Source organism: Porphyromonas somerae (genome assembly GCF_022845615.1).
GTDB lineage: Bacteria > Bacteroidota > Bacteroidia > Bacteroidales > Porphyromonadaceae > Porphyromonas_A > Porphyromonas_A somerae.
In genome coordinates, this window is record NZ_AP025559.1 from 1,468,050 (window position 1) to 1,494,446 (window position 26,397).

The following is a 26,397-nucleotide window of genomic DNA, read 5'->3' on the forward strand; positions in this document are numbered from 1 at the left end:
AGGGAGGCGCCAGTAATGGTCACCTCCCTTTTTAGTGCTCTATTTTTCGGGAAGTCTCGTGAAAAATGAGTACATTTGTGTGCAGGAGGAGAGGGGGAAGGTATTCATTTATTAAGCAATCGACAGAGACTATGGCAGACCTACACTTATCGGACAAGGACCTAAAGCAATTGCAGGAGAAGGGCATCTCACAGACTCAACTTGAAGGGCAGCTACGGCGATTTGCCCAAGGATTTCCCTACCTACATTTGGTAAAAGCGGCCTCGGAGGAGGAGGGCATCGTGACACTAGAGGGCGATGCACTAGATTCAGCACTCAAGGAGTGGGAGCGGACGCTATCCTCCCCCACCTCGGTAGTGAGCCGATTTGTGCCGGCTAGTGGTGCTGCCTCGCGAATGTTTAAGGCGCTCTTTGCCTATCTTCACACGGAGGAGATGAACGATGATACCCGTGAGGTGCTAGACCACATCACCGACTTTGCCTTTTTTGATAGTCTCAATCGTGCTTGTATGCTGGGTGAGGGTGGCAAGGGATGTCTGAAGCTGATCCAATCGGGCAAAGAGCATACGGTGATTGAATACCTTTTGACGGAAAAGGGGCTTAACTACGGGCATTTACCTAAGGCGTTGCTTCAATTTCATCGCTACCCCGAGGGAAGCCGCACAGCTATGGAGGAGCAGCTGGGAGAGAGTGCTAAGTACGCACGCAATGCCGATGGTACGGTAAAGATACACTTCACCCTAAGCCCTGAGCATATTGAGCCTTTCCAGACGCTCCTCAAGCGAAAAAGGGGTGAGATAGAGGAGCGCTACTCCTCTGTACTGGAGGTGACCTATTCTATTCAGAGAAGTAATACGGATACCATTGCTGTGGATATGGATAACCAGCCGATGAGGACTAAGGAGGGGGCTTTGCTCTTCCGTCCAGGAGGGCATGGGGCTCTGATCCATAACCTTAACGAAATCGATTCGGACATTATCTTTATTAAGAATATTGATAATGTAATCCCTCAGCCCTACTGGTGTGACACGCTGATCTACAAAAAGGCAATTGGAGGCTATCTAGTACAGCTCCGCAATAAGGTCTACAAGTATATGGCGCAATTAGGGGAGGATAAGAAGGTGAGTAATAACCTTATCAGCGAGATCAAAACCTTTGTGGAGGAGAACTTCTGCATCGAGACCTCGGCACTTGATGAGCTATCTTTGGAGGAGCAGACCAACTTCCTAAGGCGGATTCTCAATCGACCTATCCGCGTTTGTGGCATGGTACGTAATACGGGCGAGCCAGGAGGCGGCCCTTACATTGTGAAGAATGAAAATGGCACTACGGGTCTGCAGATCTTGGAAAGCACTCAGATCAATATGAATGACCCTGTGGATAAAGAGCTATTTGAGACAAGTACTTACTTCAATCCTGTGGATCTAGTGCTTTGCGTGAAGGATTATCGTGGCAATAAGTTTGACCTCCTTTCGTTTGTAGATGAGGAGACTGGATTTATCAGCCACAAGAGCCAAGAAGGGCAAGAGCTAAAGGCTCTTGAGCTTCCCGGCTTGTGGAATGGGGCGATGAGCAATTGGCTCACGGCGTTTGTGGCGGTACCTGGAACCACTTTCAACCCAGTGAAGAAGGTGAATGACCTACTCCGCCCAAGCCACCAACTATCATAAGAAAGAGATAATAATCAATAGATATTAAGCAATATGAAAGAAAATATCAAGGAGCGACTACAAGCACTGAGAGGTGCGATGAAAAGGGAGCAGATAGATGCATACATTGTACCTAGCTCAGACCACCATCTGAGTGAATATACACCTACTTGCTGGAAGCATAGGGAGTGGATTACAGGATTTAATGGCTCGGCAGGTACCGCCGTGGTAGCAATGGATGAGGCTGGTCTTTGGACCGACTCACGCTACTTCCTTCAGGCAACTCAGCAATTGGAGGGGACAACCATTGACCTACGCAAGGAGGGACTTCCAGAGACGCCCTCTATCGCCGACTACCTTCGCACGAAGAAGGGGGTGAAGCGAGTAGGATTCTTTGAGAAGTCGATGAGTACGGCGGAGGCACTTCGCTACAAGAAGGTGCTGGATATCGCTGGTATTGAGATGGTGACGGAGAAGGATCTGATCTCGGAGGTCTACACAGATGCCCCTGAGATTCCACGCAATCCTTTCTTTATCATGCCTACGAAGTATGCGGGCCTCACCACGAAGGAGAAGGTCGCTAATGTTCGTGCTGCACTAGAGGCAAAGGGGGCCAATGCTATCATCATCAATATGCTGTGTGAGCTGGCTTGGCTATTTAATATCCGAAGTAATGATGTAGCCTTCAACCCTGTAGGCATCGGATATGGTCTACTGACTAAGGACCAAGTGACGCTATATGCTTTCCCCGAAAAGTTGCCAGACGAGGTACGCCAGCATCTTAAGGAGAATGGCGTGAACATCAAACCATACGAAGCAGTTTATGCCGATGTGGCAGCGCTTCCTAAGAAGACGGTGCTCTCTTTTGACCCAGCTCGAAACAACTACGCTTTCTACAGAGCGATCCCTGAGGGCGTAACTATGATTGAGCAATTGAGCCCTATCACGCTACTTAAGGCGGTGAAGAATGAAACAGAGCACCAAGGCTATGTGAATGTAATGAAGCGTGATGGTGCTGCCCTCACCCGCTTCTTCATTTGGCTTGAAAAGACACTAGAGAGTGGCGAAACACCTACAGAGTATGAGGTGGGTGTCCAATTAGCAAAGTTCCGTGCGATGGATGAGCAGTATGTCAATGATAGCTTTGCCCCTATCGCTGGTTATCGCGACCACGGAGCTATTGTCCACTATAGTGCTACCCCCGAGAGTTCGCACAAGCTGCAGCACAATGGGATGTTCTTGCTGGACTCTGGTGGTCAATATTACGACGGTACCACAGATATTACCCGTACCATTTCGCTGGATGGCAAGCCTACAGCAGAAGAAAAGGCCGACTATACGCGTGTACTGAAGGGACATATTCAGTTGGCAACAGCTATCTTCCCTGAGGGGACGCGAGGCTCGCAGTTGGATATCCTTGCGCGCAAAGCCCTTTGGGATAATAGTCAGAACTATGGACACGGCACTGGGCACGGTGTGGGCTACTTCCTCAATGTTCACGAGGGACCACAAAACATCCGAATGGACGAGAATCCTACTGTGCTTCAGCCAGGTATGGTTACATCCAATGAGCCAGGTATCTACATCACGGGTAAGTATGGTATTCGTATTGAGAACCTCATCTATACCAAGCCATATTCTGAGGGAGACTTTGGCAAGTTCTTCTGCTTCGAGACACTCACCCTCTGCTATCTAGATAATAGCTTGGTAGACCTTCCACAGCTTACCGATAAGGAGCTGGAGTGGTACAATAACTATCAAGAGCGAGTATACCGAGAGGTATCACCACTTCTTAATAGCGAAGAGGCTGCTTGGCTCAAAGCCAAAACAGCACCCTTGAGTAGGTAATTTTTTAGACTAATAGTAGGAGGTACTTCCTAGAGTACCTCCTACTTTTTTTCATTTTTATATGGCAATAATTCAAGAGGTGAGGGGTTTTACACCCAAGATCGCTCATAATGTTTTTCTCGCTACTAATGCTACCGTGGTGGGAGATGTAGAGATAGGCGAAGGGAGCAGTATATGGTTTGGTGCTGTGGTGCGTGGCGATGTCAATAGCATTCGCATAGGCAAAAACGTGAATGTACAGGATGGAGCTGTCATACACACCCTATATCAAAAGTCGGTCTCAATACTAGAGGATAACGTCTCAGTCGGACACAACGCTATCATTCACGGTGCTAAGATCGAAGAGGGAGCCCTAGTGGGAATGGGGGCAATTGTGATGGATCATGCCGTGGTAGGGAGAGGAGCGATTGTAGCTGGTGGAGCGGTAGTCCTCTCCAATACGGTAATAGAGCCGGGTGCACTTTACGCCGGCGTCCCTGCTAAGTTTGTGAAGATGCTAGACCCTGAGCAACAGCAAACCATCAATAAGCGCATCTCCGATAACTACCAAATGTACGCCTCCTGGTACCCTCCACAGGAGTAACAGGAGGCTTTAGGCTTGGTTATCTGCCGAAAAAAGGGTAACTTGCTGAAGATTTTCAAACCAATAATACAAAAGACTGTAACAACATGAAGAAAACTCTATGTAAGGTGGCTATGGCACTAGCTATCGCCACTCTAGGAGCGGGAGTCTCAGCAGAGGCTTGTACCGACCTAATTGTAGGACCCAAGGCATCTACAGACGGGAGCGTCTTTATTAGCTACGCTGCAGATAGCCACACATTATATGGCGAGCTATACCATTGGCTTGCCGCCACTTGGACCACGGGTAGCATCCTTAAGGTAACTGAGTGGGATTCAGGTATTCCAACAGGTGAGATTGCACAGTATGTAGGACGCACCTACAATGTGATTGGCAACATGAATGAAAAGCAAGTAGCCATCACAGAGAGTACCTGGGGCGGTTGCGACAAGTGCCAAGGCACAGAGGGTCTTATGGACTATGGTAGCCTAATCTACATTGCACTTCAAAGGTCTGCAACAGCTCGCGAAGCTATTGACGTCATCACAGGTCTAGTAGATCAATATGGCTACAGAAGTAGCGGTGAAAGCTTTACCATTGCCGATAAAAACGAAGTATGGGTAATGGAGATGATCGGTAAGGGCAAAGGCGAGAAGGGTGCCGTTTGGGTAGCTATTCGCATCCCCGACGATGCTATCTCAGCACACGCCAACCAAGCTCGTATCCAGCAGATTCCTTTTAATGACAAGGAGAACTGCCTCTACAGTCCCGACGTTGTAGAGTTTGCTCGCAAAAAGGGTCTCTACAAGGGAAGTGACAAGGACTTTAGCTTCCAAAAAGCTTACAACCCCTACGACTTTGGTGGTCTACGTGGCTGTGAGGCAAGAGTTTGGTCTTTCTTCAATCGCTTTGCCGATGGCATGGATAAATACCTACCTCTAGTTATGGGATACGAGCCAGATGCAGAGCCAATGCCACTTTATGTAAAGCCTAATCGCAAGCTCTCACTTGCCGACGTGCAGAATATGATGCGAGACCACTACGAGGATACCCCAATGGATATGACCAAGGATCGTGGTGCAGGTGCTTATAAAGTTCCCTACCGCTGGAGACCTATGGGCTTTGAGGTAGATGGCCAAGAGTATGTCAATGAACGTGCTATCGCAACACAGCAAACTGGTTTTGTACTAGTGGCTCAGATGCGTAAAGACCTACCCGATTATGTTGGAGGTATCCTATGGTTTGGTGTGGATGACGCAGATATGACCCTCTTCAAGCCTATGTACGCCTCTATGACCCGCGTACCTCATAGTTTTGCACCAGGCAATGGATCTATGACTAAGTTCTCTTGGACCTCAGCCTTTTGGATGCACAACTGGGTAGCCAATATGGCCTATGGCAAGTACAGCTATATGATTAAGGATATCCGCAAGAAGCAGCAAGAGATCGAGGGGCAATGGCAAAGTATTCAGCCAGCCATCGAAGCAAGAGCCATGGAGATTGCTAAGAGCCAAGGCGAAGCAGCTGCAGTAGAGTTCCTTACCAACTACTCCTGCCAGATTGCCGACCAATCAACAGCTGAGTGGAAGCAACTCGGAGAGTACCTACTAGTGAAGTACATTGATGGCAATGTTAAGCTAGAGAAAGATGGTCAATTCGTAGAGGAGCACGGACTCGTAGCCTTCCCAGAGCAACCAGGCTATAGCGAAGACTTCTACCGTCACGTAGCAGAGGGTGATAATGTAGAGCACCTCAAGGTACCAGCTAAGAAGTAATCAACTTACAAACAAATATAAACTAAAATAGAGTGATGAGCTGAAAAGTCAGTTCATCACTCTATTTTTATATCCACGGAAACCATTGTAACAATCAAGAATCATAGAAGGACCTCGGCAGAGGTCCTTGTTAAATAGGCACAGGTCAAGGCACGTAGTGCCGAAGACCTGTGTATATAAGTATGCACATGTACGTTACGACCCCGGTCGAGGGGTCGGACGACCTTATCCTGGTCTGACCCCTCAGCCGGGGTCATGAAGTTGCGGAAATACCCTTGTACACAGGTCGTTCGGGGCAAGCCCCTCCGACCTGTGCCTATTTAAGAGGGACCTCTGCTGAGGTCCTTCCAATCCATGAGAAGCCTTGACAGATATAAGCATTTTATCCTTCATACGACAGCCTCATCCAATACGGAATTCCGACGCTCAATAACAGGGAAAAAGTATATGGTATCGGTACAATTCCATAGGGAGTGTCTACTTATTTAGGAATAAACCTTTGTCGGTGTCTACATAATGTCCTCTCCTGAAATAGTAGACACACAAACCATGCGAAAATATGGCAGAAAAGAATCGCAAGAGTAAAAAGAGAGAAGCATATGATGATGCTTTTAAGGTCAAGGTGATACGTGAATACCTAGACACAGGAGAGAACATTAGTAGCCTTGCTACAAGATTTAACATTTCAGTTTCGGCATTGTACTCTTGGTTGAGTAACTTTGGCATAGAAACATCACCAACTAATATTCTTAGTAGCATGAGTAAGAGTAATGTCGATTTAATCAAAGAGATCGCTGAACTGAAGCGAGCACTGGAAAAGTCGAAGCTAGAGACTTGGGAGGCGCAAGTGGATGCTTTAGCCCATAAGAAGCTGCTTGAGCACATGGAGAATAAGTACCAGATAAGCGTAAAAAAAAAGACAAATTCTCAGTGATTGCCGAGCTAAAAGACAAAACACTAGGGGAAAGGTGCATTGGTATTAGCCGACTTTGTGGCTTTTTTGGGGTAAGCAGAGGTGGCTTTTACAAGTATATTCCCTCTGAGATTGATCTTGGTCTCAAAGCCAGTGCAGTCCTGTACAGATGCCGTTATATTAGAGAGAGTTTACCTAAAGCTGGCACTGAAACTCTTCTGAGTCTCTGCAACGAATATTTCGCTGAAGAGTTCACGATAAGCAGAGACTGGCTTTATGATTTGCTTAGGGCGAATGATATGCTACTAACTAGGAAACGTCATATTCGACCACCACGTACCACGAATGGTATTGTTGATCACGAATTTGACGATCACCTTAATACTATTCCCAAATACATTCCGACTGACCACTGTAGACTAGCGGTCTCAGATATTACCTACATTAAATGCAAAGAGGGGTTTGTGTACCTTTCTCTCACGATGGACGGTTATAGTCGGATAATTACAGGATATAGTCTTCAGCAGACTTTATCACGAGAAGGACCACTTGATGCACTTACACAGAGTGTTGAGTTTTACAAGAAGTACAATTATGACGTTAATGGGCTCATCTTTCATAGCGATAGAGGGTGCCAGTACGTATCCAAAGAAATGACAAGCTACGAAGCAAAACTTGGAATGATAACGAGTGTCACACAAACAGGAGACCCCCTCCACAATGCTATGGCAGAGAGACTAAATGGAACCATTAAAAATGATTGGCTATACGACTATGAAGCTATGACTTTTGAAGAAACAAAAGAGGCGATAGATAAGGTGATCCAGCTCTACAATAATGTCCGTCCTCATCGCTCCTTAGGGATGAGAACGCCCATGCAGACGTTGGATCCTAGCCATCAGAATCCACTCGTCAAAAACGAGGGCTTTGCTTGATTATATGACGCACGAGCTGGCTGCCCCCTATGAAGGGGGGCGCCGCTCGTGTTTATCGCCCGTCATCTGTGCAATTATTTGTATATTTGTGTACACTTTCAGGAATAGAGGACACGAAGTGTGTACACTTTTAGGAATAACAAATAACCAGTGTATACAATAACAGGAATACTTAACCACGTGTATACTATTTTCAGGAATACCATATAATTAGGAATACTACGCTAGGGGGCACCAATATTCCGTATGCGTGCGGAACGCATTCCGCAAGGCTACGGAATGGATTCCGCACGCATACGGAATGAAGCTTTGATGCATCGGACTAAATATCGAAACGCATAACCACTTCATCAAAGACGTCATCGGGATTGATACCCATCTCGGCAAAGATCGCTGAGATACGTTCTGCCTCCCAAGGACGCAAAGGCATTTCGCCTTTACGTAGCTGATAGAAGCGTGTTTTTTGTATGCCGAGCTCTTGCATACAGCGTCGGTTAAAAGTAGTTAGCAGTTTGGCGGGGACTTGACCAGCACCCTTCATAAAGCCTACATAATGAGGGATTAATCGATCCTCCACATACGCTTGGCAGTTAGCACCCAAATCGGGTTTATTAGGGTGGTAGCAAAGGATAGGCATATTACTAGGTGGCACCTCCTGCCCTTTGAGAAAGTGCAAGCAACTCTCCTTCTTGGAGCAATGATTGGCAAAACAAAGTTCAAAACTATCTGGAAGTGTCTGTGTCATTGAATCATTTGACATAATATAAGAAATTAGGTATTACTGAATTCATCATTTGAATTGCAAACTTACCAAATTGAGGAGATGATATCAAGTTTATGATTTATTAAATAGCCATATTGTGGCGATATGATATCTTTGCCGCTGATTTATTTTCAACAACAGAAAGAAAGATTGAATGAATATGGAAAAGAAGATTTTATGGTCCCTAGTAGCAGCATTGGCTGCGGTTTTGATGGTAAGTTGTGGTAATGGTGATAACCTTCCGAAGGAAGGCTCTGTCAATGACTACGAATACATCTTTACGGTGACAGCAGAAAAAGGTGAGATGCATATATTCTACACCTTTGACACTGATGCCAAGGCAATCTTATGGAGTGAAGAGCACCGCCCAATAGCGAATAAAGAAAAGACATTCACCAATATCAAAGAGGGTGAGACTAAGACCTACACCTTTAGAATCAAGGAGGCAAGGCGAGTATCGGTCAAAGGAAAGATCGAGGCACCTAATTCAATTGGGACCAAGGGCTCCTACCAATTTGAGGAGCGACTTAATGGCAAAAAGGCTAGAGATAAAAAAAGCACTATCGAGCTTGAGCACAATGGAGTAACTCAAAGCTTCGAGTTCACCAGTTCCTCCCTCTAATTCTCAATAAGCGACTGTTGCACGAAGGCGACCTGCTGCGTTGCTTTCGGAATTCAGCCTAGGTCACGTACGTGAGTACGCTCCCTTCGGCCTCGTCCTCAGCGCCTTGCATCTCATCCTTCGTTCAAAGTCTCAGCACATTTGGCTCAAATGTGCGAGAATGGCACTTCGTGCAACATTCTCTATAAAAGTAAGCGACCGTGGATGGATACCGACATTGGTACCTTTCCACGGTCGCTCTAGTTTATGTGCCTTCCTACTTAATCTAGCAATGCACGGAGAGAGGTAGGGAGATAAAACTGATTGGTTTTATCGACGTAAACCACAGGCATTGGTAGCTCCTGTAGCTCTTTATTGAGATAGAGTTGGTTGGTAAAACTCTTGATCTGAAGCGTCTTACGCCCCTTCTTTACAGTCAGCACCTTATTCTGTGGTTCATCACCACTTATGGTCACCTTGAGCCCACTGAAGACTTCACTGTGTGGGGTGAAGTATTGATGGGTCAGCTCAAGCATGGTAGGCTCTAAGCCAAGTGAGCGACGTAAGTAGTCATGGAGCTCCATATTATTATGGACACCCATGAGTCTCTGCTCCTCAGTTGGCGCATAACTAGCTAGGAATACATCCTCAGCGGTATGCCCATGGGTGGTAAATGCGAGGTACATCCTGTCGCGGTAGATGGATGCGATGAAGTCGGATAGCCCGGCAGTATAGAGGGCACCTTCGCCTGAAATGTGGAGGGCCTTTAATTGCTGCTTAATGGCTACACGCTCGGCATCGGGAGCGAGTTCTAGCTGACGAAGCAACTTAAGTGCCACTAACTCCTCCTCTGTAGGGGCGAAGGTGGTCACCTCTTCAAAGATCTTTGCCAACTGGCTCTCCTCGGCCGCCTTGATCATTTCGGCCAGTCCGACGGAGCTCTTTTTTATCTTGATGAGTGGTCCGAAGAGGGTCTCTTTGGAGGCACCGGCATAATTGGGAAGGTCACCTCGCCCAAGGCTCAGTCCACTATTACCATGGTCTGCGGTAACAACTACAATGGTATTTCCATCGGTCTTTGCGAAGTCGAGTGCCACCTGCACGGCACGGTCGAAGGCGAGAAACTCTGTAGCCATCGCCACGGGGTCATTGGCATGTGCCGCCCAATCTACTTTGGAGCCCTCAACGAGCAAAAAGAAACCATTAGGATTATTGCGATCAAGCAAAGAAATTGCCGAGGAGACCATCTCGCTCAGCTTAGGATCTTTTCCAGCCACCCCATCCATATCGTACGGGATATCACGATGAGAGAAAAGGCTCCACATACGATCCTTTTGGTTGGAGGTAAGTGAGGCGTGGTCATTGAGGTAGACGCCATAATCCTGACTACGTAGGTAATTCACCTGCTCTTCACTGATCAAGCCTGCCCCACCCCCAATCACTACATCAAGGTGATTGTGTACCATTTGTGGGATAATCCAATCGTAGCGCTTTCTACTGTAGCTATGTGCAGTGGCATCGGCGGGCGTTGCGTGTGGAAATTCACAAGTAACCACTACCCCAACCTTACGATCTTGTAACACCCTAGTGGCCTCCATCAGTGAAACGACTGGTCGGTACCCCATGGTGCTATCTACGGGGATAAGATCTTGGGAAGTGGCATAAGGATAAGTGCCAACCATTCCTTGAATGGAAGGCATACCATTCATATAGGTAGAGGTGGTAGGGGCGGAATCACCAATAGGGGCATCGGAGCAAAAGGTGAGCACGGTACCACTTATGTAAGGGTCAAGGTGCAGTTTGGTAAGTGAATCGGCCTGTAGATTTTGATACCAGCGTGCTAGTGAGATGGTGCTGAGCGATGTACCATCAGAAATCATAAAGATGACGTTTTTAACTGGTTTGGTTGGTTGCTCTGCTACCAACAACTGTGGCAAAGCGAAGAGCAAGGTAGCGAGTACACAAAGAGTTCGTTTCATTGTCAATATTTATTTATCAATTATATGCTAAGGTCGTCCTGGCACAATGGGGTCAGCTCCTCGGGTAGAGGGGTAATATTCTCCGCTCCTTGTGTGCCAATGATATAACTATTCTCCAATCCTACCGCCCCCACTTCAGGAAATACAAACTTCGGCTCAAGGGCAATGGTCATACCGCTTCTGAAGGTATCTCGAGAGCGCGCGGTGAGCACTGGAACTTCATTGATCTCAATACCAAAGCCATGGCCAACAAACTTCACCTTATTGGCGTGTCCCATAAAGTAATTGGAAAGCCCCTCATCTTCGGCACGAGCGGCACAATGATTAAAGACTTCGGCAACTGGTGCCCCCTCCTTGGCATAGGTCTGAAACCACTTATGAAGCTCCATAGAAAGCTGGTGGGCTTTATGCACCTCCTCTGGCAGTGTCCCTAAGTAATAGGTGCGGGTGATATCGGTTTGGTACACCCCATAATTGCCCGACATATCTACCATTACCGTGGTATTGGGGGCTATCTCCTGATTGGACGCGCCCATAGGCATGGCAAAGGTGCCTTTTCCTCCCATTGTAAAGTCGTAAGGGGCAGGGTTATCGGCATTGCGACCAGATATCACATTGCCCATAAATATCTCCGACCTAGCTCCGAAGGAACGGAAGAGGCCTATGGAACCGCGACGACGCATCTGATACTCTAGCTGATGCTGGAGATCGAGCTCTGACATTCCACTCTGATAAAGCTCTGGTACCAGCCGATAGATCTCCATGTGCACCTCTGCAAGGTGGCGTATGGCGGTGAGCTCTTGCTCGGTCTTGATGCTCCTTACGCTCCGCATAAGTGATGAGGCATCCACACTACTCACTCCCTCGGGAGAGAGTTTGGAGAGTCTCTGATAGTCGGTCACGGGGAGGTAGCCTAGCTCTAGGGCTGTGGTGGAAGATATAGCGAGCCCCCTACCCTTAAGTAGATCGGGAATCAACTCGGGCTTGCGCACATTAAAGATAAGCTCCTCGGGATAGCCCTCTAGCACGTAGGTGGGGCGCTCCAAAAAGAGTAGCGGTAGGTCCTCATCTTTATGAATAAAGATATACCCTTGTGCCACGCTCCCCGTGAGATACAAGAAGTTGGGGACACTACCGAGTAGCAAGCTATCAATGGACGCTGCCTGAAGGGCTGCTTTTATTTTGTCTGTTTTGAGAATGATTTCGTCAATTGTTGTATTCATACGTTCGGGAAATGGATTAAATAGCAGGTAAACTCATTCCTGTAAACTTGCGATAAAGGTCGAGGGCATAGACATCGGTCATTCCACTTATATAGTCTAGGGCACTCTGTATCTTGCCGTACATGGTGTCGCGGTGCATATCGTATTGCTCGGGAATACGCTTAAACCATAAAAGGCTATAAGCATTATCTGGCTTGGTCTGTGCCTCTATCAAGGTATCTAATAGGTACTCAAAGATGCGGAAGCCGGCGAACTCAATATCTAGCACCTCTTTGGTAAAGTAGATCTTATCAAAAGCTATTTCACGAGCATGCTCAAAGGCAGTACGTTCGCGATCTGGCAAGGAGTGGATTAGCGACCCTTCAAAAGTGCCCTTTAGGATCTCCTCTTCGTGATCCAAGAAGGCAGCGGTAGTGGTAGCAACCAAGCGACCAATAGCCACCGAACGAAGGTAGGCAACTTGCTCATTGTGGTCGGTAACCTTGGAGAGAATCTCATCCACATACTTATGCTGGTCGGTGGGGATAAAGGCTTGCATCAACTCCATGCACTCCTCCCTGCTGATCAGCTTTAGTTTGTAGGCATCTTCGAGGTCCATAATCTGGTAGCAGATATCATCGGCTGACTCTACAAGATAGACAAGGGGATGACGTGCATAGACTGGTGGCTCACCTTTCTTGGACTTCAAGATCAAGCCTAAGTGGTCAGCGATCTTTTGATAGCTAGCTTGTTCGGTCTCAAAAAAACCGAACTTTCCCTCGGAGCTGAGCGATGTATAAGGGTACTTGACCACGGAAGCAATGGTACTATATGTGAGTACGAAGCCCCCTTTTCGACGCCCTTTGAATCCATGTGTGAGTAGCCGCAGAGCATTGGCATTGCCTTCAAAGTGGGCAAAGTCTTCCCAACGGCCACCCTCATCTAGCACTTGTTGCTTCCATCGAGTCCCTTTGCCTTCGGTAAAGTAGGCACTGATAGCCCGCTCTCCAGCGTGCCCAAAGGGAGGGTTACCCATATCATGAGCCAAACAAGCAGCCGATACAATGGCGCCGAAGTCGGCATGATCGGGGAGTAAATCGGGGTATCTTCGGCAGACCTCTCGCCCTATCTGTGTGCCGAGAGAACGCCCAATACAGGAAACCTCTAGGCTATGAGTCAATCGGTTATGAACGAATACCTTCCCTGGTAGGGGGAATACCTGAGTCTTATTTTGCAACCGTCTAAAGGGTGGAGAGAAGATAAGTCGGTCGTAGTCTCTTTGGAAATCGGTTCGATTTTCCTGCTTTTGGCTGTGTGACTCAAGTCCAAATCGCCTATCGCTTATCAGCCTCTCCCATTGCATCATTTCGCTACTCATTGCTCAAGAATTATGGAGCTTATTGATTAACTCTGCCATACCTTTGCCTGCTCCCATCTTGATATGAACGAACTGGCTTGATCCGGGCACATCTTTAGGGTCAATGAGGTAGATAGGTGTACCTCTTGGTACAAACTGTACTAGCCCAGCTGCTGGGTAGACGTTGAGGCTTGTGCCAATGATTACGAAGATATCGGCGGTTTCAACCTCACGAACGGCATCCTCCATACGGGGGACAGGTTCACCGAAATAGACGATGAAGGGACGGAGGCGATGGCCTTGGGCATCTCTATCCTCGGTGGTCATCCTTAGCCGTCCTTCTGGTAAGGGAAGCGGAGTGGAGAGGTCATTCTCACTACAGCACTTCATCAGCTCTCCATGAAGGTGAATGATGTGGCTACTCCCAGCTCGCTCGTGGAGGTCGTCGATGTTTTGGGTAATGACGGTAACGTCATACTCCTTCTCCAGCTCGGCAAGTAGCTTATGTCCTTGATTAGGCTGAGCATACACACACTGCTCACGACGGTCGTTGGCAAAGTCAATCACCAACTTAGGATTTCTCCGATACCCTTCGGCCGAAGCAACCTCCTCCACTGAGTAGTGCTCCCAAAGTCCATCACTATCTCTAAACGTGGCGATGCCACTCTCCGCACTTATTCCAGCTCCTGTAAGAGCTACTAACTTCTTCTTTTTCATCTTCACCTTAAATTTACCAATCATGTGGTGTGTGACCCATCTGTATCTCAAGGTTACCTCCCTTAGCAATCTGCTCAAAGGTAATATACCGCTCATTCAGGGGCTCGCCATTAAGTCGAATGCTTTGGATATAGATATTTTCACTGCTATTATCCAGCACTTTGATCTTAAAGAGGCCATCACGCACCTGAAGCTCTGCACTATCGATCATAGGAGTACCAAAGTAATAACGTCCACCGCAAGGCTCCATCTGATAAAAGCCCAGTGCCGACAAAATGTACCACGCACTCATCTGCCCAGCATCTTCATTGCCCGACAGACCATCGTAATCGGCATGATACAGCTCGGTCATCACCTGTCTGAGCAAAGGAGCGGCCTTGCTCTGCTTCCCTAGCATACTATACATATAAAGTATGTGATGGCTTGGCTCATTGCCGTGGGCAAACTGGCCAATCAGACCTGAAATATCTGGAGATACGTCATCGCCCTCAATGACTGAGGGGAGAATAAAGAGACTATCCAACTTGGAGAGGAACTGCTCTTCGCTACCAAAGCACTCTACCAAGCCCTTCACATCGTGAGGAACGAGGAAGGTGTATTGCCATGCATTTCCCTCACAATAGTCATCATTGCGGTGGGTAGAGGCCAGTGGATTAAAGTCGGGGTTAAAGTTACCCTTTTGGTCCACGCCACGCATAAAGCGTGTCACTGGATCGTAGTGGTAGTGGTAGCTCTTGCTACGCTTGAGGAAATAGGTATAATCCTCCTCGTACCCCAGTGCTTGCGCCACCATAGCAACCGACCAATCGGCTAGTGCATACTCGAGGTCATAAGCTACACTCTCTAGCATACTATCGTAAGGGATATAGCCGTACTGGATACGATACTCCTGTCCTCGCTTGGGCACCATAGCCGATGCCTTAAGTGCTTCATAAGCCTTCTCCTTATCAGTGACGTATCCCTTGAGGATAGCATCTGCCAGTACTGGAATGCCAGGGGCACCGACCATGGTATAGGTCTCATTACCCACTAAGTGCCAGATAGGCAGCTCACCTTGCTCCTCATAGATCGCCATCATCGTTGCCACTATGTCGGGCATCATTTCGGGGTGAATCAGCGTCATCAATGGATGTGTTGCCCGATAGGTATCCCATAGTGAGAAGATCGTATAGTTAGTGAAGTCGGCCTTTTCGTGCACCTTTTGGTCAGCGCCATAGTAGCTACCATCAACATCAGAAAAGAGGCTAGGTGCTATCATGGTATGGTATAGGCCAGTATAGAATATCTTCATCACATCAGGTAGGTGACTTTCTATTCTCACCTTGCTGAGCTCTTGATTCCATAGCTGATTAGCCTCAGCACGGACCTCATCAAACTGCCATCCTTTTTGCTCAGCTTCCATGTTCTTCCACGCTCCCTCTATAGAAGTAGGTGAAAGGGAGACCTTCATCATTACCTCTCTATCAAGCTTGGGGTCTAAGTCAATTCGACCATAGACAATCTCACCACGACCCTCCTTCTCACGTGGCTGACCATCGGTTATCACTGTCAGATCCTCGATAGGTTGAGATAGCTCTACTGCGAAGTAAACCTTCTGATCCTTTGCCCAACCAGTAGAATAGCGATACCCCTCTAGTTGCGTATCATTAACCATAATGATGTATCCCTCTGTAGCCTTATCCCAGTTGCCTCCATTCTCTAAGTCAAAGACAATGGCACGCTCCTCTGACCCTTCTGGGAAGGTGTACTTGTGGTAGCCAATACGACTAGTAGTGGTCAGCTCTACATCAATGCCATATCGCTCCAAGTGGGTAGAGTAATAGCCCGGCTCCACCTGCTCTACCGAGCGACGGCTATAGCTCCAAAGCCCACTCTGTGGGTCATCGTGATTACCACGTGCATAAGTCACCTCGCCAGTGACGGGCATCACGGTGATATCTAGCAAGTCACCAATTCCAGTACCACTGAGATGAGTGTGTGAAAAACCTATCACCGTAGAGTCGCTTACGTGATAACCGCTACACCAATCCCACCCAGTGGTGACACTGGTGGGACCCAATTGAACCATTCCCCAAGGGACAGAAGCTCCAAGGAACACATGTCCATGACCTCCAGTACCGATCCATGGGTCTACATAATCTGTAGGGATCAATTCTGCCACTACCTGTTGCTTACTCTCCTTGCAACCAACCATCAAAAGTGTAGCTAGCAAACCTAGCATACACATCAGCTTTTTACTCATCTCTATTATCCTCAATTATTCTCTACTTAATTCCTGTATGTCCAAACCCTCCTGCTCCACGCTCAGTCTCTTCTAGTGCTTCAGTCACATGCCATGTCACATGAGCATGCTTCGCCACTACCATCTGACAGATTCGCTCGCCTGGTTCAATCGTATACTTGGTATCCGAAAGGTTGGCAACGATTGCCTTAATCTCACCTCTATAGTCGGCATCGATAGTACCCGGTGCATTGAGCAGTGTGAGACCGTGCTTCAGTGCCAATCCACTTCGTGGCCTTATCTGTGCCTCATACCCCTCTGGCAATGCAATATAAAGACCCGTAGGTACCGCCACTCTCTGCAGTGGCTCTAGCTCTATTGGCGACTCTATATTTGCCCGAATATCAAGGCCCGCCGATAAGGGTGTGGCATACTCAGGAAGTGGGTAAGAACTTTGATTGATTATTTTAATCTCTACTTGATTATTCATATATTCTATCTATAGTGGTAAACCATTGTACTTGATTGCTTTCTTAGCTTTTTGTAGCAATTTTATCTTATCCTCCAAAGCAATGTCAATAGATATTGGCAATATCCATATTCTACTCCTTACCTCCTTTGGAATCCATTGCTGGCAGGTGAGCAGGCGCATTCCATCCTTCTCCGTTGTGAGAACAAAGAGATCCTGGTCACTTTGGAGGTCATCCACTAGCACCTCTACCTCCTCTTTAGTAAAACGATGATGGTCGGGGTACTCTATGTAATCAACCACCTTAGGGAAAGTGGCATTGCATGTCTGCTGAAAAGCAGCCGGACGTGCAATGCCACTCACCACCAAGATTGGGCTATCTTGTGTTAGCCTATGACTTGAAGTAGCATCTGTCTCAGTAAAGAGTGGTCTTGGTTGCTCATATCTTACACTGGTACAGAAGACATCTTGATAGGCCATAGTCCCGAGATTGTCCATCTTTAGGCGCATCTCAGTTACATTGACCTGTCGAGGAGTTCCAGTAAGGATAATTGCCTCAGCTCTAGCTGCCTCCTTTCTACTCTCACGTAGTCGCCCATACGGCATCAAATAATCGTCATAGTAAGGTTTGCAGTAAGGAGTCAGTAGTATAGAAAAAGATGGGGTCACTTTGCGGTGCTGGAAACCATCGTCCATGAGCACCACGTCGGGACGCTCCTCCTCTGACATCGCCTCCATCGTCTTGAGAGCGCGCCGACGGTCTCCATCAATATAGACCATCACCTCTGGATGTTTTTGCTTGATTTGGAAAGGTTCGTCACCTATTCTATCTGCGTTATCCTCCAGAGATGCGATGATAGGCCTACGCGTGCGACGACCATAACCACGAGAGAGGACAGCGACCTTATATTCTCGCTTCAAGAGAGATATAAGCAACTCAATATGAGGGGTTTTACCACTTCCTCCTACGGATAGATTACCGACACATATAGTGGGTATTTCCGACTTCCAAGAGGAGACTAGGCGGTGATCATAAGCAAAATTGCGGATACCTACAGCCATCGAATAAAGGGCTGTGGGTATCCACAATAAAATATTTTTACGCTCTGGTCTCCCCATGCTTAAGTCATCTCTATTTTACATCATGCCTAGAGTCGTCTGAGTAGTCTCACATGCGGTAGCCCCTACTCTAGTAAGATCATAGGGAGGTAGTGCCTTTACCCCGCTCATCTGCTTAATGTACTGCTCGGTTCGCCTATAGAGTTTCTCCTCATTGGTGAGGGTGAAATACTCATAGAGGGTCTGTACACTGGCACCAACATTGATTCCAAATATTTTTTGTAGCCAATCAACCTCCTCCTTACTCTCCACAACGGTATAGCTATCTAGTTCGGCCAATCTGGCTGCCTCTTGAATAGCCACATCAAGACCACCCAACTGATCTACTAGCCCAAGCTCAATGGCTTTAGCACCGAGCCATACACGCCCTTGACCAATAGAGTCGACAGTCTCTTTTGATAAGTCACGACCTGTTGCCACGCGCGTAATAAACTGATCGTAGCCACGCTCGATCATCTCCTGAAGTTTACCAGCTACACGAGGGCTTAGTGGCTTAGTAACAGAGAGACTACCAGCAGTAGAAGTGCTTACTTGCTCCTCTTTTAGCCCCAACTTCTTCATAGTGCCTTCAGCATTAGGAATGATACCAAAGATACCGATAGAGCCCGTGAGCGTATAAGGGTTAGCAACAATGGCACTAGCATGTGATGAGATATAATAGCCACCCGATGCAGCGTAGTCACCCATAGAGACTACCACAGGCTTCTCTTGCTTCAACTGTGCCAGTTCATGGCAAATCAATTCAGAGGTCGTCACTGCACCGCCACCCGAATTAACTCTCAAGACTACCGCTTTCACGTCATCGTCCTCAGCTGCTTCACGAAGTTGCTTCACCACACGCTCCGTAATCACACGTTCTGAAGACCATAGGTCATCAGAATCCTCACCAGTACCTATCACGATATTACCCTCGGCATAGATAACAGCAACCTCATCACTACCACTACCTGAATCATAAAGTGGGAGAAGGTCCTCCACATGGAGGTAATCCATCTCATATTCACTATCTCCAAATAACCTCTCGGCAAGTGTCTGATCTAGATCCACACGATACACAAGGGTATCAATCAAACCTAGTTGCTCGGCAATGTCCAACTTATCCATAAATTGAACATTATCGGCAAACTGCTGGAATACACTAGCATCTACCCCTCTACTCACTGCCATCTCAGTGGTAGTTCCTTGCCATAGACCCTGAAGATACTCCTCAATTTGCAAACGATTAGCTGGGCTTAGACCGTCAAGGATATAGGGTTCCACAGCCCCCTTAAAGGTACCTACCTTAAAGACCTGCATCTCCACACCGAGCTTCTGAAGTAGCCCTTTGGTAAACACTGTAGAGCTAGTAAGTCCAATAATATTTAGGCTCCCCTCAGGACCACCAATCACTTGGTCGGCAACGCTACTCACGTAATAATTAAGGAAGCTATAATTATCCGAATAGGCAATCACCTCTTTTCCCGACTCTTGAAAACGCTTCAAAGCATCTCGCAACTCCTTGGCAGTTGCGAAGTTGAGACCTGTATTCTCTAACTTCAAAACCACTGCTTCGATATCCGAATTTTCACGAGCCACCTCAAGAGCCTTTAGGATCTCAGGTAGAGTGTAGTTTTTACGTACCTCTTTACTCAAGAAGTCAAAAGGATTCTCCACGGAAGTATCGGTCACAACACCATTCATATCCAGGAGTAGTACACTCTCCGCCTTTACCTTCTTTGTCTCTTTTTCTCCATTAAAGGCACCCATTACTCCACCAACTGCAGCACCCAACATTGAGAAAAAGATAATAAATACTATTACACTTGCTAAAATGACTCCAAGACAAGAGCCAAAAACTACTTTAAGAAAACTTTTCATCCTTCAATAATCTATAATTACGCTATCCGTGCTATTATTCAAGTAAAAACATTGAGCCAAATACCCTCTTAATCGCATAAGGTATTGACCTAACCTCCGACATTGCAAGATACCAATTTATCACCACATACACTAATGAGAATTCCCACTAATTTCACATTGAGAGAGAATGTAGCACAAAGTGCCATTCTCAGACACTTGCATAAAATCATGTTAGGGCGTTTCATGGGGGAGGGGGTTAATGGCATTGAATTATTATGAAATATAGACCGTTAGAAGCGTTTTTGTAAACGTCTGATAACCAGGTGTATATTTTAGCGGTTTTCGAGTTGCATCTAAGCGATCGGTTAGTTGCAACTAAGCAAATGGTTAGTTGCATCTCAGCAAATGCTTAGTTGCAACTCAACTTTTGCTCTCCTAACTAGGGCGTGAGACATCGTGCAACAGTCTCTTTTTTTTGCTTCCCAGAGCTATGGTATCTCTAGAAAGTATAAACTCCGACTCTCTGTGACTGCTTTTTCAAACAAAGCTAAGCCCCATGCACACAGCGTTGCATGGGGCTTAGTATAACACGGTCTTCCACCTCAAATAATAGTAGTGTTACTTAATGAGGCTCATAAATTCCTCTCGGGTCTTAAAGTCCTGAAAGGCTCCTGTAAAGTCGCTAGTAGTAGTAATAGAGCCCTCCTTTTGAACTCCACGCATCTGCATACACATGTGCTGCGCCTCAATAACCACCATCACGCCCAAAGGCTTAAGGGTATCTTGGATACATTCTTTAATCTGTGTGGTCAGTCGCTCCTGAACCTGCAATCGACGGGAAAGAATATTAACGATTCTAGGGAGCTTGCTCAGTCCCGTAATGTACTTATTAGGGATATAAGCAATGTGGACCTTACCGAAAAAGGGCAACATATGGTGCTCACACATAGAATAGAAACCAATATCCTTGACAATCACCATCTGCTTGTAGTCTTCTCTAAATTTAGCAGACTCCAACACTGCTGCTGGGTCTTGATGGTAACCTTGGGTTAAAAAACGTAGGGCTCTTGCAACACGCTCAGGCGTCTTTAGTAGCCCTTCTCTTGTAGGGTCTTCTCCGATAAGCTGAAGTATCTCTTTATTATGTGCTGCCAAATCGGCAATCAATTGACTCTCCTCTTCTTGGTCAATCTTCTCTGTGTAATAAGGGTTATCGTGATGTGACATATTCTTGATCTACTAATTTATAAGTCTTGAGGATCTAGACGCACCTGTGACCTGATTATGTACATTTCTCTAGCAAAGGCAGGAAATGATTTCTTGAGCTCTTGCATCTTAGTATGCGCTTCACTCTGGTCTACAAAGTTACCCACCCTCACTCTCCAAAAGGGAGCATCATACTCCACTGTTGGAAGTAGCTCAGGGTAAAGAGCATTAATCTGATTGCGTCGCTGCGTTGCGATCGCCTTACTATTCCGCAGGTTGCCACTATAAACCTGAATTCGAAAGCCCGAGATAACCGCAAGGCCATTCACGATGCGTGCATTATCCAACAAACTAGCGGACTTCATCCCTACAAGGGATTCGATTTCAGGACTTTGAGTTACGAGCACTACTCCAGCACCTGGCTCCATCGCCTGAAGTGCCTGAAAGATAGTGGGGCGAGTAGGCTGCTGTGCCATGGTCGCTGACGAACATAGCCACAATAGCAAGCCACATAATAGCCATTTATCTAGACGTATTCTTTTCATATGCACAAAGATAGCAAATAAGTCAGATATATTTTGCCTATCTAGTAGCTTTTAAGTAGCTTTGAAAGGAATAATAGAGTATTAACGCTAAAGTATTGGATGAATAAATGAAATATTATAGAGTAACACTACCTACTCCAGCCGATGAGTGGGCGACAGATATATTGATGCAAAAGCTAGGGGATATCGGTTTTGACTCCTTTGAAAATGACGGCAAAGAGTTACATGCTTACATACCAGTTAGCTCCTACAACGAAGCAAGTGTAGAAGCAACACTTTCTGAGCCCCCTTTTGAAGCATTGCAGATGCAAACCAAAGTTGAAGAGGTGGAGGATAAAAACTGGAATGAAGAGTGGGAGAAGCACTATTTCGACCCTGTGGTAGTGGTGGAGGGAGAGCTAGGGATACGGGCACCATTTCATCAACCTATTGAGGGGGTAAAGCACGAAATCGTTATTGAACCCAAAATGGCCTTTGGCACAGGCAACCACGCCACCACACAGGCTATGCTCACACTCCTCAGCCAAATTTATCTAGAGGGCTGCTCAGTGATTGATATGGGATGTGGCAGCGGAATTCTCGGCATCTATGCGATGATGAGAGGCGCAAAGGAGTGCGTGAGCATAGACATTGACGATTGGTGCATAGAGAATGCAGAAGAGAATGCACGCCAAAATAATGTAGCACTCAAGGTGCTTCAAGGTGATGCCAATATACTACAGAAGATACCACGTGCCGATATATTCCTAGCAAATATCAATCGGAATATTATTCTGCAAGACCTCGAGCGATACGTCTCGCGTATGCACCCAAGTGGTATCATGCTCCTTTCAGGATTTCTTGATGAAGACCTACCACAGATTATGGATGCCGTTTCAGCCCATGGTCTCACCCACTCTGGGCACATTGAAATGCCAGGTGGCTGGGTAGCCATGAGAGTTACCAACCAAATGCCCTAAGTAGAGGCTCTTACACAAAGGCGATTTGCAATACTTAGTCCTCCGTAAGGATATCTAGGTAGTGCAGATCGCCTTTGTGTAAGAGCCTTCATTAAATATATTATGGAAAAGTTTTGGCAATTAGGAATAAATTCATACCTTTGCTTTTGAAAAGGTGATCAAAGGACATTGCCTATGTGTTTTGATTGAAAAGGGAACTCAGTGAGAATCTGAGACTGGACCCTCAGCTGTATGTTCTGTATACAGCTTTGCCCTCTAGAAAATGTCACTGTAGACAGCTCTTCCGAGTGCGGGAGAAGTCTATGGGAAGACCGCAAAGCAAATGCCAATAAGCAACAGAATGAGTCAGAAGACCTGCCTTTTCACTGATAGTTTTTTGTTTCTGGGGAATTTGGGAACAAAGGACGGACATTGTTACTAAGATAGACTATTTTTTACCCATAAAAGAGGTGTATCCTCTTTATTTGGTGTACCCATAGTTGCTCCACAGATAGGGGCATCTTGCCCTATGGTATAGTTAGAATAGAGATAGTGCAATGTACCTTCTCAACTTTCTCTTCAGCAATAAAAACAATAGTGGAAAAATAACAAGTAAATACAACTAATACAAACCACTAAAAAAAGTAGTAAATGAAAACAAGAGAAGAGTACATCGAGAGCCTAAGGAAGCTCAACCTAAATGTATGGTTTATGGGAAAGAAAATCGATAATCCTGTGGACCACCCTATGATGAGACCATCCCTTAACTCTCTAGCGATGACCTATGAACTGGCACAACAAGAGGAGTACAAGGACTTGATGACTGCTAAGTCCAACCTCACAGGACACACCATTAATCGCTTTTGCCACATCCATCAGAGCACTGAAGATCTCGTAAATAAGGTTAAGATGCAACGCCTATTGGGACAAAAGACAGCTTCATGCTTTCAGCGCTGTGTCGGTATGGATGCTTTCAATGCTGTATGGAGTACGACCTACGAAATGGACGAAGCTCTAGGCACAGACTACCACCAACGCTTTAGGAAATATGTAGAGTATGTACAGGAAAATGACCTAGTAGTGGATGGTGCTATGACCGATCCCAAGGGTGATCGTAGCTGCTCTCCATCCCAGCAAGAGGATCCTGATCTTTACGTCCACATCAATGAGATTCGCCCTGATGGCATCGTCGTAACAGGAGCCAAGGCACACCAGACGGGTTCGGTCAATTCTCACGAGCACCTCATAATGCCCACCTGCACGATGAGAGAAGAGGATGCCGACTACGCTATATCATTTGCAATACCAAGCGACGCCGAGGGTGTGACCATTATCTATGGCCGCCAATCTTGCGACACCCGAAAACTAGAGCCAGGGGCAGAGATAGACCTCGGTAATGCCACCTTTGGTGGTCACGAAACCCTCTTTGTGATGGATCATGTATTTGTCCCTAATGAGCGCATCTTTATGTGCCGTGAGTACCAGTTCACTAATATGCTGGTTGAGCGCTTTGCTGGCTACCACAGACAATCCTATGGTGGTTGCAAAGTAGGTGTAGGTGACGTATTAATTGGTGCTGCAGCACTAGCTGCCGACTACAATGGTGTACCCAAGGCTTCTCACATCAAGGATAAGCTCATTGAAATGGTACACCTTAATGAAACTCTCTACAGCTGTGGCATCGCTTGTTCGGCTGAAGGCAAGGCCACTTCATCTGGCAACTACCTGATAGATATGTTGCTTGCGAATGTTTGCAAGCAGAATGTAACACGCTTCCCATACGATATCACTCGCCTTGCTGAGGATATTGCTGGAGGTCTTATGGTGACGATGCCATCCGAAGCAGATCTAAAGCATGCTGAGATTGGTCCTATCGTAAAGAAGTATTTGGCTGGTGCAAAGGGGACCGATACTACCAACCGTATGCGAATACTGCGCCTCATTGAGAATCTCTGCTTAGGGACAGCAGCTGTAGGCTACCGCACAGAGAGCTTGCATGGTGCTGGCTCACCACAAGCTCAGCGCATTATGATTTCTAGACAATGTAATATGGAGGGTAAAAAGGAGCTTGCTAGAACTATAGCAGGTGTAGATACCACATTGGATCGCAAATAATAAAAAAGGAGAGTATAAGATGCTCTTAAAATCCCAAATAACAACGGAGAAGGTCTCCCGTGTACTTGAAGAGGTCATCAAGCCTCAGCTCCAAGTACACGGGGGTGACCTCCACCTCCTTGATATCAAAGGTAATACCATTCGCCTTAAGGTCACGGGGACATGCCAATCTTGCCCTTCCCTTAACGACACTATCGAGGAAATTGTTTTACAATCCCTGCAGGACGCTCTTAACGACACCACCATTCAGGTAGAAGTGGATAGAGGGGTAAGCCCTAGCTTAATCCAAGAAGCACTCAAGATTATTCGTAAATAAGTAACCATCATATTTCCAATCACTTGTATGGACTGGAGTAAATTGTATAGTGTTCCGCAGATTTCTGCGGAAGAGGCTGTTACACACATTAAAGACAACGACCTCGTAGTCGTAGCACATGCAGCCGGTGCACCTCAATTGTGTGTGGATGCTCTGATAAATAACTACCAAGCATACCACAATGTACGCGTTTTTCATATGCTTACACTGGGCAAGGGAATCTGCAACCCACCAGAGATGGCAGGCCACCTACAACATATTACAAACTTCATAGGAGGCAATATGCGTCAAGCCATGAAAGAGAATAGAGTGGACTTTTTCCCTGGATATTTCTCAGAAGTGCCAGCGATGATGAATCCAGGTGAATTATTGCACCCTGATGTCGCACTGATACAGGTCTCCTACCCTAATGCAGAAGGGTACTGTAGCTTTGGAGTCTCCTGCGATTATACTAAGCCCGCAGCCGAAAAAGCCAAGGTGGTTATCGCCGAGATGAATGCACAAATGCCATTCATAGGGGGAGATAACCTCATACATATTTCCAAGATGAATTACGTAGTCAAAGCAGACTATCCGCTCCATTACATCGCACCTACAGAAATCAAAGAAGTAGAGGAGAGCATCGGGAGATATTGCGCTAAACTAGTGGATGATGGCGATACACTACAGCTCGGGATAGGAGCTATTCCAGATGCTGTCCTGCTCTTCCTAAAGGATAAGAAGGACCTTGGAATTCACTCTGAAATGGTCTCGGATGGAGTGGTCGAACTAGTCAATTCGGGCGTTATTAATGGTAGTCGTAAGCAAATAAATAAGGGGAAGATAGTAGCAACCTTTCTCATGGGCACTCAAGTACTCTACGACTTTGTACACAATAACAATGACGTGGAGATGTATCCCGTGGACTATGTCAATGACCCTTGGGTTATTGCTCAAAACGATCACGTAGTTAGCATCAATAGTTGTGTAGAAGTGGATCTAATGGGGCAGGTAGTCTCTGAGAGTATTGGAGCTCGTCAGATCAGTGGAGTTGGCGGGCAAATAGACTTCGTGAGAGGTGCGGCACGGTCTAAAGATGGCAAAAGTATCATTGCTATGCCCTCAACAGCTGGACACGGTAAACTATCTCGCATCGTACCTATTATCTCCGAGGGAGCTGCCGTTACTACTTCTCGCAATGATGTGGACTACATAGTGACAGAGTATGGCATCGCAAAACTAAAGGGGAAAACCCTTCGCGAACGTGCAGAAGCACTCATTGCTATCGCTCACCCTTCATTCAGACCTGAACTTGAGGCGGTTTACAGAGAAAAGTATTCACACTAATC

Annotated in this window: 22 protein-coding genes and 1 riboswitch; of the genes, 11 read left to right on the forward strand and 11 right to left on the reverse strand. The window is 46.6% G+C overall.

Annotated elements, in window-relative coordinates:
* Positions 1–131: 131 nt before the first annotated feature.
* From MWL85_RS06405 to MWL85_RS06430, 6 genes are all read left to right on the forward strand, one after another.
* On the forward strand, positions 132–1,670 hold the full coding sequence (locus tag MWL85_RS06405) for a DUF4301 family protein (RefSeq protein WP_244400108.1): 1,539 nt from the start codon (positions 132–134) through the stop codon (positions 1,668–1,670).
* Between the two features lie 33 nt (positions 1,671–1,703).
* Positions 1,704–3,497, forward strand: a complete 1,794-nt coding sequence (locus MWL85_RS06410; RefSeq protein WP_244400109.1) for an aminopeptidase P family protein — start codon at positions 1,704–1,706, stop codon at positions 3,495–3,497.
* Positions 3,498–3,558: 61 nt separating this feature from the next.
* Positions 3,559–4,080 (forward strand): gamma carbonic anhydrase family protein, encoded by a 522-nt coding sequence (locus tag MWL85_RS06415; protein WP_244400110.1) that lies wholly within the window; start codon positions 3,559–3,561, stop codon positions 4,078–4,080.
* A gap of 86 nt (positions 4,081–4,166) precedes the next feature.
* Positions 4,167–5,834, forward strand: a complete 1,668-nt coding sequence (locus MWL85_RS06420; protein WP_244400111.1) for a dipeptidase — start codon at positions 4,167–4,169, stop codon at positions 5,832–5,834.
* Positions 5,835–6,393: 559 nt separating this feature from the next.
* Positions 6,394–6,768: a transposase gene (locus MWL85_RS06425; RefSeq protein ID WP_244400112.1), complete on the forward strand. Its 375-nt coding sequence runs from the start codon at positions 6,394–6,396 to the stop codon at positions 6,766–6,768.
* Positions 6,765–7,682 carry an IS3 family transposase gene (locus MWL85_RS06430; RefSeq protein WP_244400113.1) on the forward strand — a complete coding sequence of 306 codons (918 nt, stop codon included), beginning with the start codon at positions 6,765–6,767 and terminating at the stop codon, positions 7,680–7,682. Before MWL85_RS06425 ends, MWL85_RS06430 begins: the two co-directional genes overlap by 4 nt.
* 322 nt (positions 7,683–8,004) lie before the next feature.
* Here the strand turns inward: MWL85_RS06430 and MWL85_RS06435 are convergent, their stop codons facing one another.
* Positions 8,005–8,427: a DUF6078 family protein gene (locus tag MWL85_RS06435; protein WP_244400114.1), complete on the reverse strand. Its 423-nt coding sequence runs from the start codon at positions 8,425–8,427 to the stop codon at positions 8,005–8,007.
* A 178-nt stretch (positions 8,428–8,605) separates the two neighbouring features.
* On the opposite strand from MWL85_RS06435, the gene MWL85_RS06440 reads away from it, so the two are divergent.
* On the forward strand, positions 8,606–9,067 hold the full coding sequence (locus MWL85_RS06440; protein ID WP_244400115.1) for a hypothetical protein: 462 nt from the start codon (positions 8,606–8,608) through the stop codon (positions 9,065–9,067).
* A gap of 260 nt (positions 9,068–9,327) precedes the next feature.
* On the opposite strand, the gene MWL85_RS06445 is transcribed toward MWL85_RS06440, so the two are convergent.
* The 10 genes from MWL85_RS06445 to MWL85_RS06490 form a co-directional block, all read right to left on the reverse strand.
* Complete coding sequence (locus MWL85_RS06445) at positions 9,328–11,025, reverse strand: alkaline phosphatase (protein ID WP_244400116.1); 1,698 nt, start codon at positions 11,023–11,025, stop codon at positions 9,328–9,330.
* 20 nt (positions 11,026–11,045) lie between these two features.
* Positions 11,046–12,248 (reverse strand): M24 family metallopeptidase, encoded by a 1,203-nt coding sequence (locus MWL85_RS06450; RefSeq protein WP_244400117.1) that lies wholly within the window; start codon positions 12,246–12,248, stop codon positions 11,046–11,048.
* 16 nt (positions 12,249–12,264) lie between these two features.
* Positions 12,265–13,590 (reverse strand): dGTP triphosphohydrolase, encoded by a 1,326-nt coding sequence (gene dgt / locus MWL85_RS06455; RefSeq protein WP_244401861.1) that lies wholly within the window; start codon positions 13,588–13,590, stop codon positions 12,265–12,267.
* A gap of 18 nt (positions 13,591–13,608) precedes the next feature.
* A complete protein-coding gene (locus tag MWL85_RS06460) occupies positions 13,609–14,325 on the reverse strand; it encodes an SIR2 family NAD-dependent protein deacylase (protein WP_244400118.1) in 717 nt (238 codons plus the stop codon).
* Complete coding sequence (locus tag MWL85_RS06465) at positions 14,315–16,543, reverse strand: GH92 family glycosyl hydrolase (protein WP_244400119.1); 2,229 nt, start codon at positions 16,541–16,543, stop codon at positions 14,315–14,317. The genes MWL85_RS06460 and MWL85_RS06465 overlap by 11 nt, the downstream gene beginning before the upstream one ends.
* 22 nt (positions 16,544–16,565) lie before the next feature.
* Entirely contained in the window at positions 16,566–17,012 is a 447-nt protein-coding gene (dut, locus tag MWL85_RS06470) for a dUTP diphosphatase (protein WP_244400120.1), read from the reverse strand.
* Between the two features lie 9 nt (positions 17,013–17,021).
* Positions 17,022–18,110: a tetraacyldisaccharide 4'-kinase gene (gene lpxK, locus MWL85_RS06475; RefSeq protein ID WP_244400121.1), complete on the reverse strand. Its 1,089-nt coding sequence runs from the start codon at positions 18,108–18,110 to the stop codon at positions 17,022–17,024.
* 18 nt (positions 18,111–18,128) lie between these two features.
* Positions 18,129–19,967 (reverse strand): signal peptide peptidase SppA, encoded by a 1,839-nt coding sequence (sppA, locus tag MWL85_RS06480; protein ID WP_244400122.1) that lies wholly within the window; start codon positions 19,965–19,967, stop codon positions 18,129–18,131.
* Positions 19,968–20,567: 600 nt separating this feature from the next.
* Positions 20,568–21,176: a GTP cyclohydrolase I FolE gene (gene folE, locus MWL85_RS06485; protein ID WP_018027581.1), complete on the reverse strand. Its 609-nt coding sequence runs from the start codon at positions 21,174–21,176 to the stop codon at positions 20,568–20,570.
* A gap of 17 nt (positions 21,177–21,193) precedes the next feature.
* Positions 21,194–21,700 carry an SPOR domain-containing protein gene (locus tag MWL85_RS06490; RefSeq protein WP_040575675.1) on the reverse strand — a complete coding sequence of 169 codons (507 nt, stop codon included), beginning with the start codon at positions 21,698–21,700 and terminating at the stop codon, positions 21,194–21,196.
* A 107-nt stretch (positions 21,701–21,807) separates the two neighbouring features.
* Here MWL85_RS06490 and prmA point away from each other — a divergent pair, with 107 nt between their 5' ends.
* The 4 genes from prmA (at position 21,808) to MWL85_RS06510 (ending at position 26,395) form a co-directional block, all read left to right on the forward strand.
* Positions 21,808–22,659: a 50S ribosomal protein L11 methyltransferase gene (gene prmA, locus MWL85_RS06495; protein ID WP_244400123.1), complete on the forward strand. Its 852-nt coding sequence runs from the start codon at positions 21,808–21,810 to the stop codon at positions 22,657–22,659.
* 135 nt (positions 22,660–22,794) lie between these two features.
* Positions 22,795–23,035, forward strand: a riboswitch (cobalamin riboswitch).
* A gap of 254 nt (positions 23,036–23,289) precedes the next feature.
* Positions 23,290–24,753, forward strand: a complete 1,464-nt coding sequence (locus MWL85_RS06500) for a 4-hydroxyphenylacetate 3-hydroxylase family protein (protein WP_018027584.1) — start codon at positions 23,290–23,292, stop codon at positions 24,751–24,753.
* 19 nt (positions 24,754–24,772) lie between these two features.
* Positions 24,773–25,069, forward strand: coding sequence for a NifU family protein (locus tag MWL85_RS06505; RefSeq protein ID WP_018027585.1), 297 nt, complete (start codon positions 24,773–24,775; stop codon positions 25,067–25,069).
* Positions 25,070–25,096: 27 nt separating this feature from the next.
* On the forward strand, positions 25,097–26,395 hold the full coding sequence (locus MWL85_RS06510) for an acetyl-CoA hydrolase/transferase family protein (protein WP_244400124.1): 1,299 nt from the start codon (positions 25,097–25,099) through the stop codon (positions 26,393–26,395).
* The last annotated feature ends 2 nt before the right edge of the window (positions 26,396–26,397 follow it).

What these genes read in the sequence shown, in the direction of transcription:
- dgt (WP_244401861.1), bottom strand. Translation starts at nt 13,590, where the DNA reads ATGCAATGGGAGAGGCTGATAAGCGATAGGCGATTTGGACTTGAGTCA.
- MWL85_RS06505 (WP_018027585.1), top strand. Translation starts at nt 24,773, where the DNA reads ATGCTCTTAAAATCCCAAATAACAACGGAGAAGGTCTCCCGTGTACTT.
- MWL85_RS06445 (WP_244400116.1), bottom strand. Translation starts at nt 11,025, where the DNA reads ATGAAACGAACTCTTTGTGTACTCGCTACCTTGCTCTTCGCTTTGCCA.
- MWL85_RS06410 (WP_244400109.1), top strand. Translation starts at nt 1,704, where the DNA reads ATGAAAGAAAATATCAAGGAGCGACTACAAGCACTGAGAGGTGCGATG.
- MWL85_RS06450 (WP_244400117.1), bottom strand. Translation starts at nt 12,248, where the DNA reads ATGAATACAACAATTGACGAAATCATTCTCAAAACAGACAAAATAAAA.
- MWL85_RS06465 (WP_244400119.1), bottom strand. Translation starts at nt 16,543, where the DNA reads ATGAGTAAAAAGCTGATGTGTATGCTAGGTTTGCTAGCTACACTTTTG.
- MWL85_RS06405 (WP_244400108.1), top strand. Translation starts at nt 132, where the DNA reads ATGGCAGACCTACACTTATCGGACAAGGACCTAAAGCAATTGCAGGAG.
- lpxK (WP_244400121.1), bottom strand. Translation starts at nt 18,110, where the DNA reads ATGGGGAGACCAGAGCGTAAAAATATTTTATTGTGGATACCCACAGCC.
- MWL85_RS06440 (WP_244400115.1), top strand. Translation starts at nt 8,606, where the DNA reads ATGGAAAAGAAGATTTTATGGTCCCTAGTAGCAGCATTGGCTGCGGTT.
- folE (WP_018027581.1), bottom strand. Translation starts at nt 21,176, where the DNA reads ATGTCACATCACGATAACCCTTATTACACAGAGAAGATTGACCAAGAA.
- MWL85_RS06460 (WP_244400118.1), bottom strand. Translation starts at nt 14,325, where the DNA reads ATGATTGGTAAATTTAAGGTGAAGATGAAAAAGAAGAAGTTAGTAGCT.
- prmA (WP_244400123.1), top strand. Translation starts at nt 21,808, where the DNA reads ATGAAATATTATAGAGTAACACTACCTACTCCAGCCGATGAGTGGGCG.
- MWL85_RS06510 (WP_244400124.1), top strand. Translation starts at nt 25,097, where the DNA reads ATGGACTGGAGTAAATTGTATAGTGTTCCGCAGATTTCTGCGGAAGAG.
- sppA (WP_244400122.1), bottom strand. Translation starts at nt 19,967, where the DNA reads ATGAAAAGTTTTCTTAAAGTAGTTTTTGGCTCTTGTCTTGGAGTCATT.
- MWL85_RS06490 (WP_040575675.1), bottom strand. Translation starts at nt 21,700, where the DNA reads ATGAAAAGAATACGTCTAGATAAATGGCTATTATGTGGCTTGCTATTG.
- MWL85_RS06420 (WP_244400111.1), top strand. Translation starts at nt 4,167, where the DNA reads ATGAAGAAAACTCTATGTAAGGTGGCTATGGCACTAGCTATCGCCACT.
- MWL85_RS06435 (WP_244400114.1), bottom strand. Translation starts at nt 8,427, where the DNA reads ATGACACAGACACTTCCAGATAGTTTTGAACTTTGTTTTGCCAATCAT.
- dut (WP_244400120.1), bottom strand. Translation starts at nt 17,012, where the DNA reads ATGAATAATCAAGTAGAGATTAAAATAATCAATCAAAGTTCTTACCCA.
- MWL85_RS06500 (WP_018027584.1), top strand. Translation starts at nt 23,290, where the DNA reads ATGAAAACAAGAGAAGAGTACATCGAGAGCCTAAGGAAGCTCAACCTA.
- MWL85_RS06425 (WP_244400112.1), top strand. Translation starts at nt 6,394, where the DNA reads ATGGCAGAAAAGAATCGCAAGAGTAAAAAGAGAGAAGCATATGATGAT.
- MWL85_RS06415 (WP_244400110.1), top strand. Translation starts at nt 3,559, where the DNA reads ATGGCAATAATTCAAGAGGTGAGGGGTTTTACACCCAAGATCGCTCAT.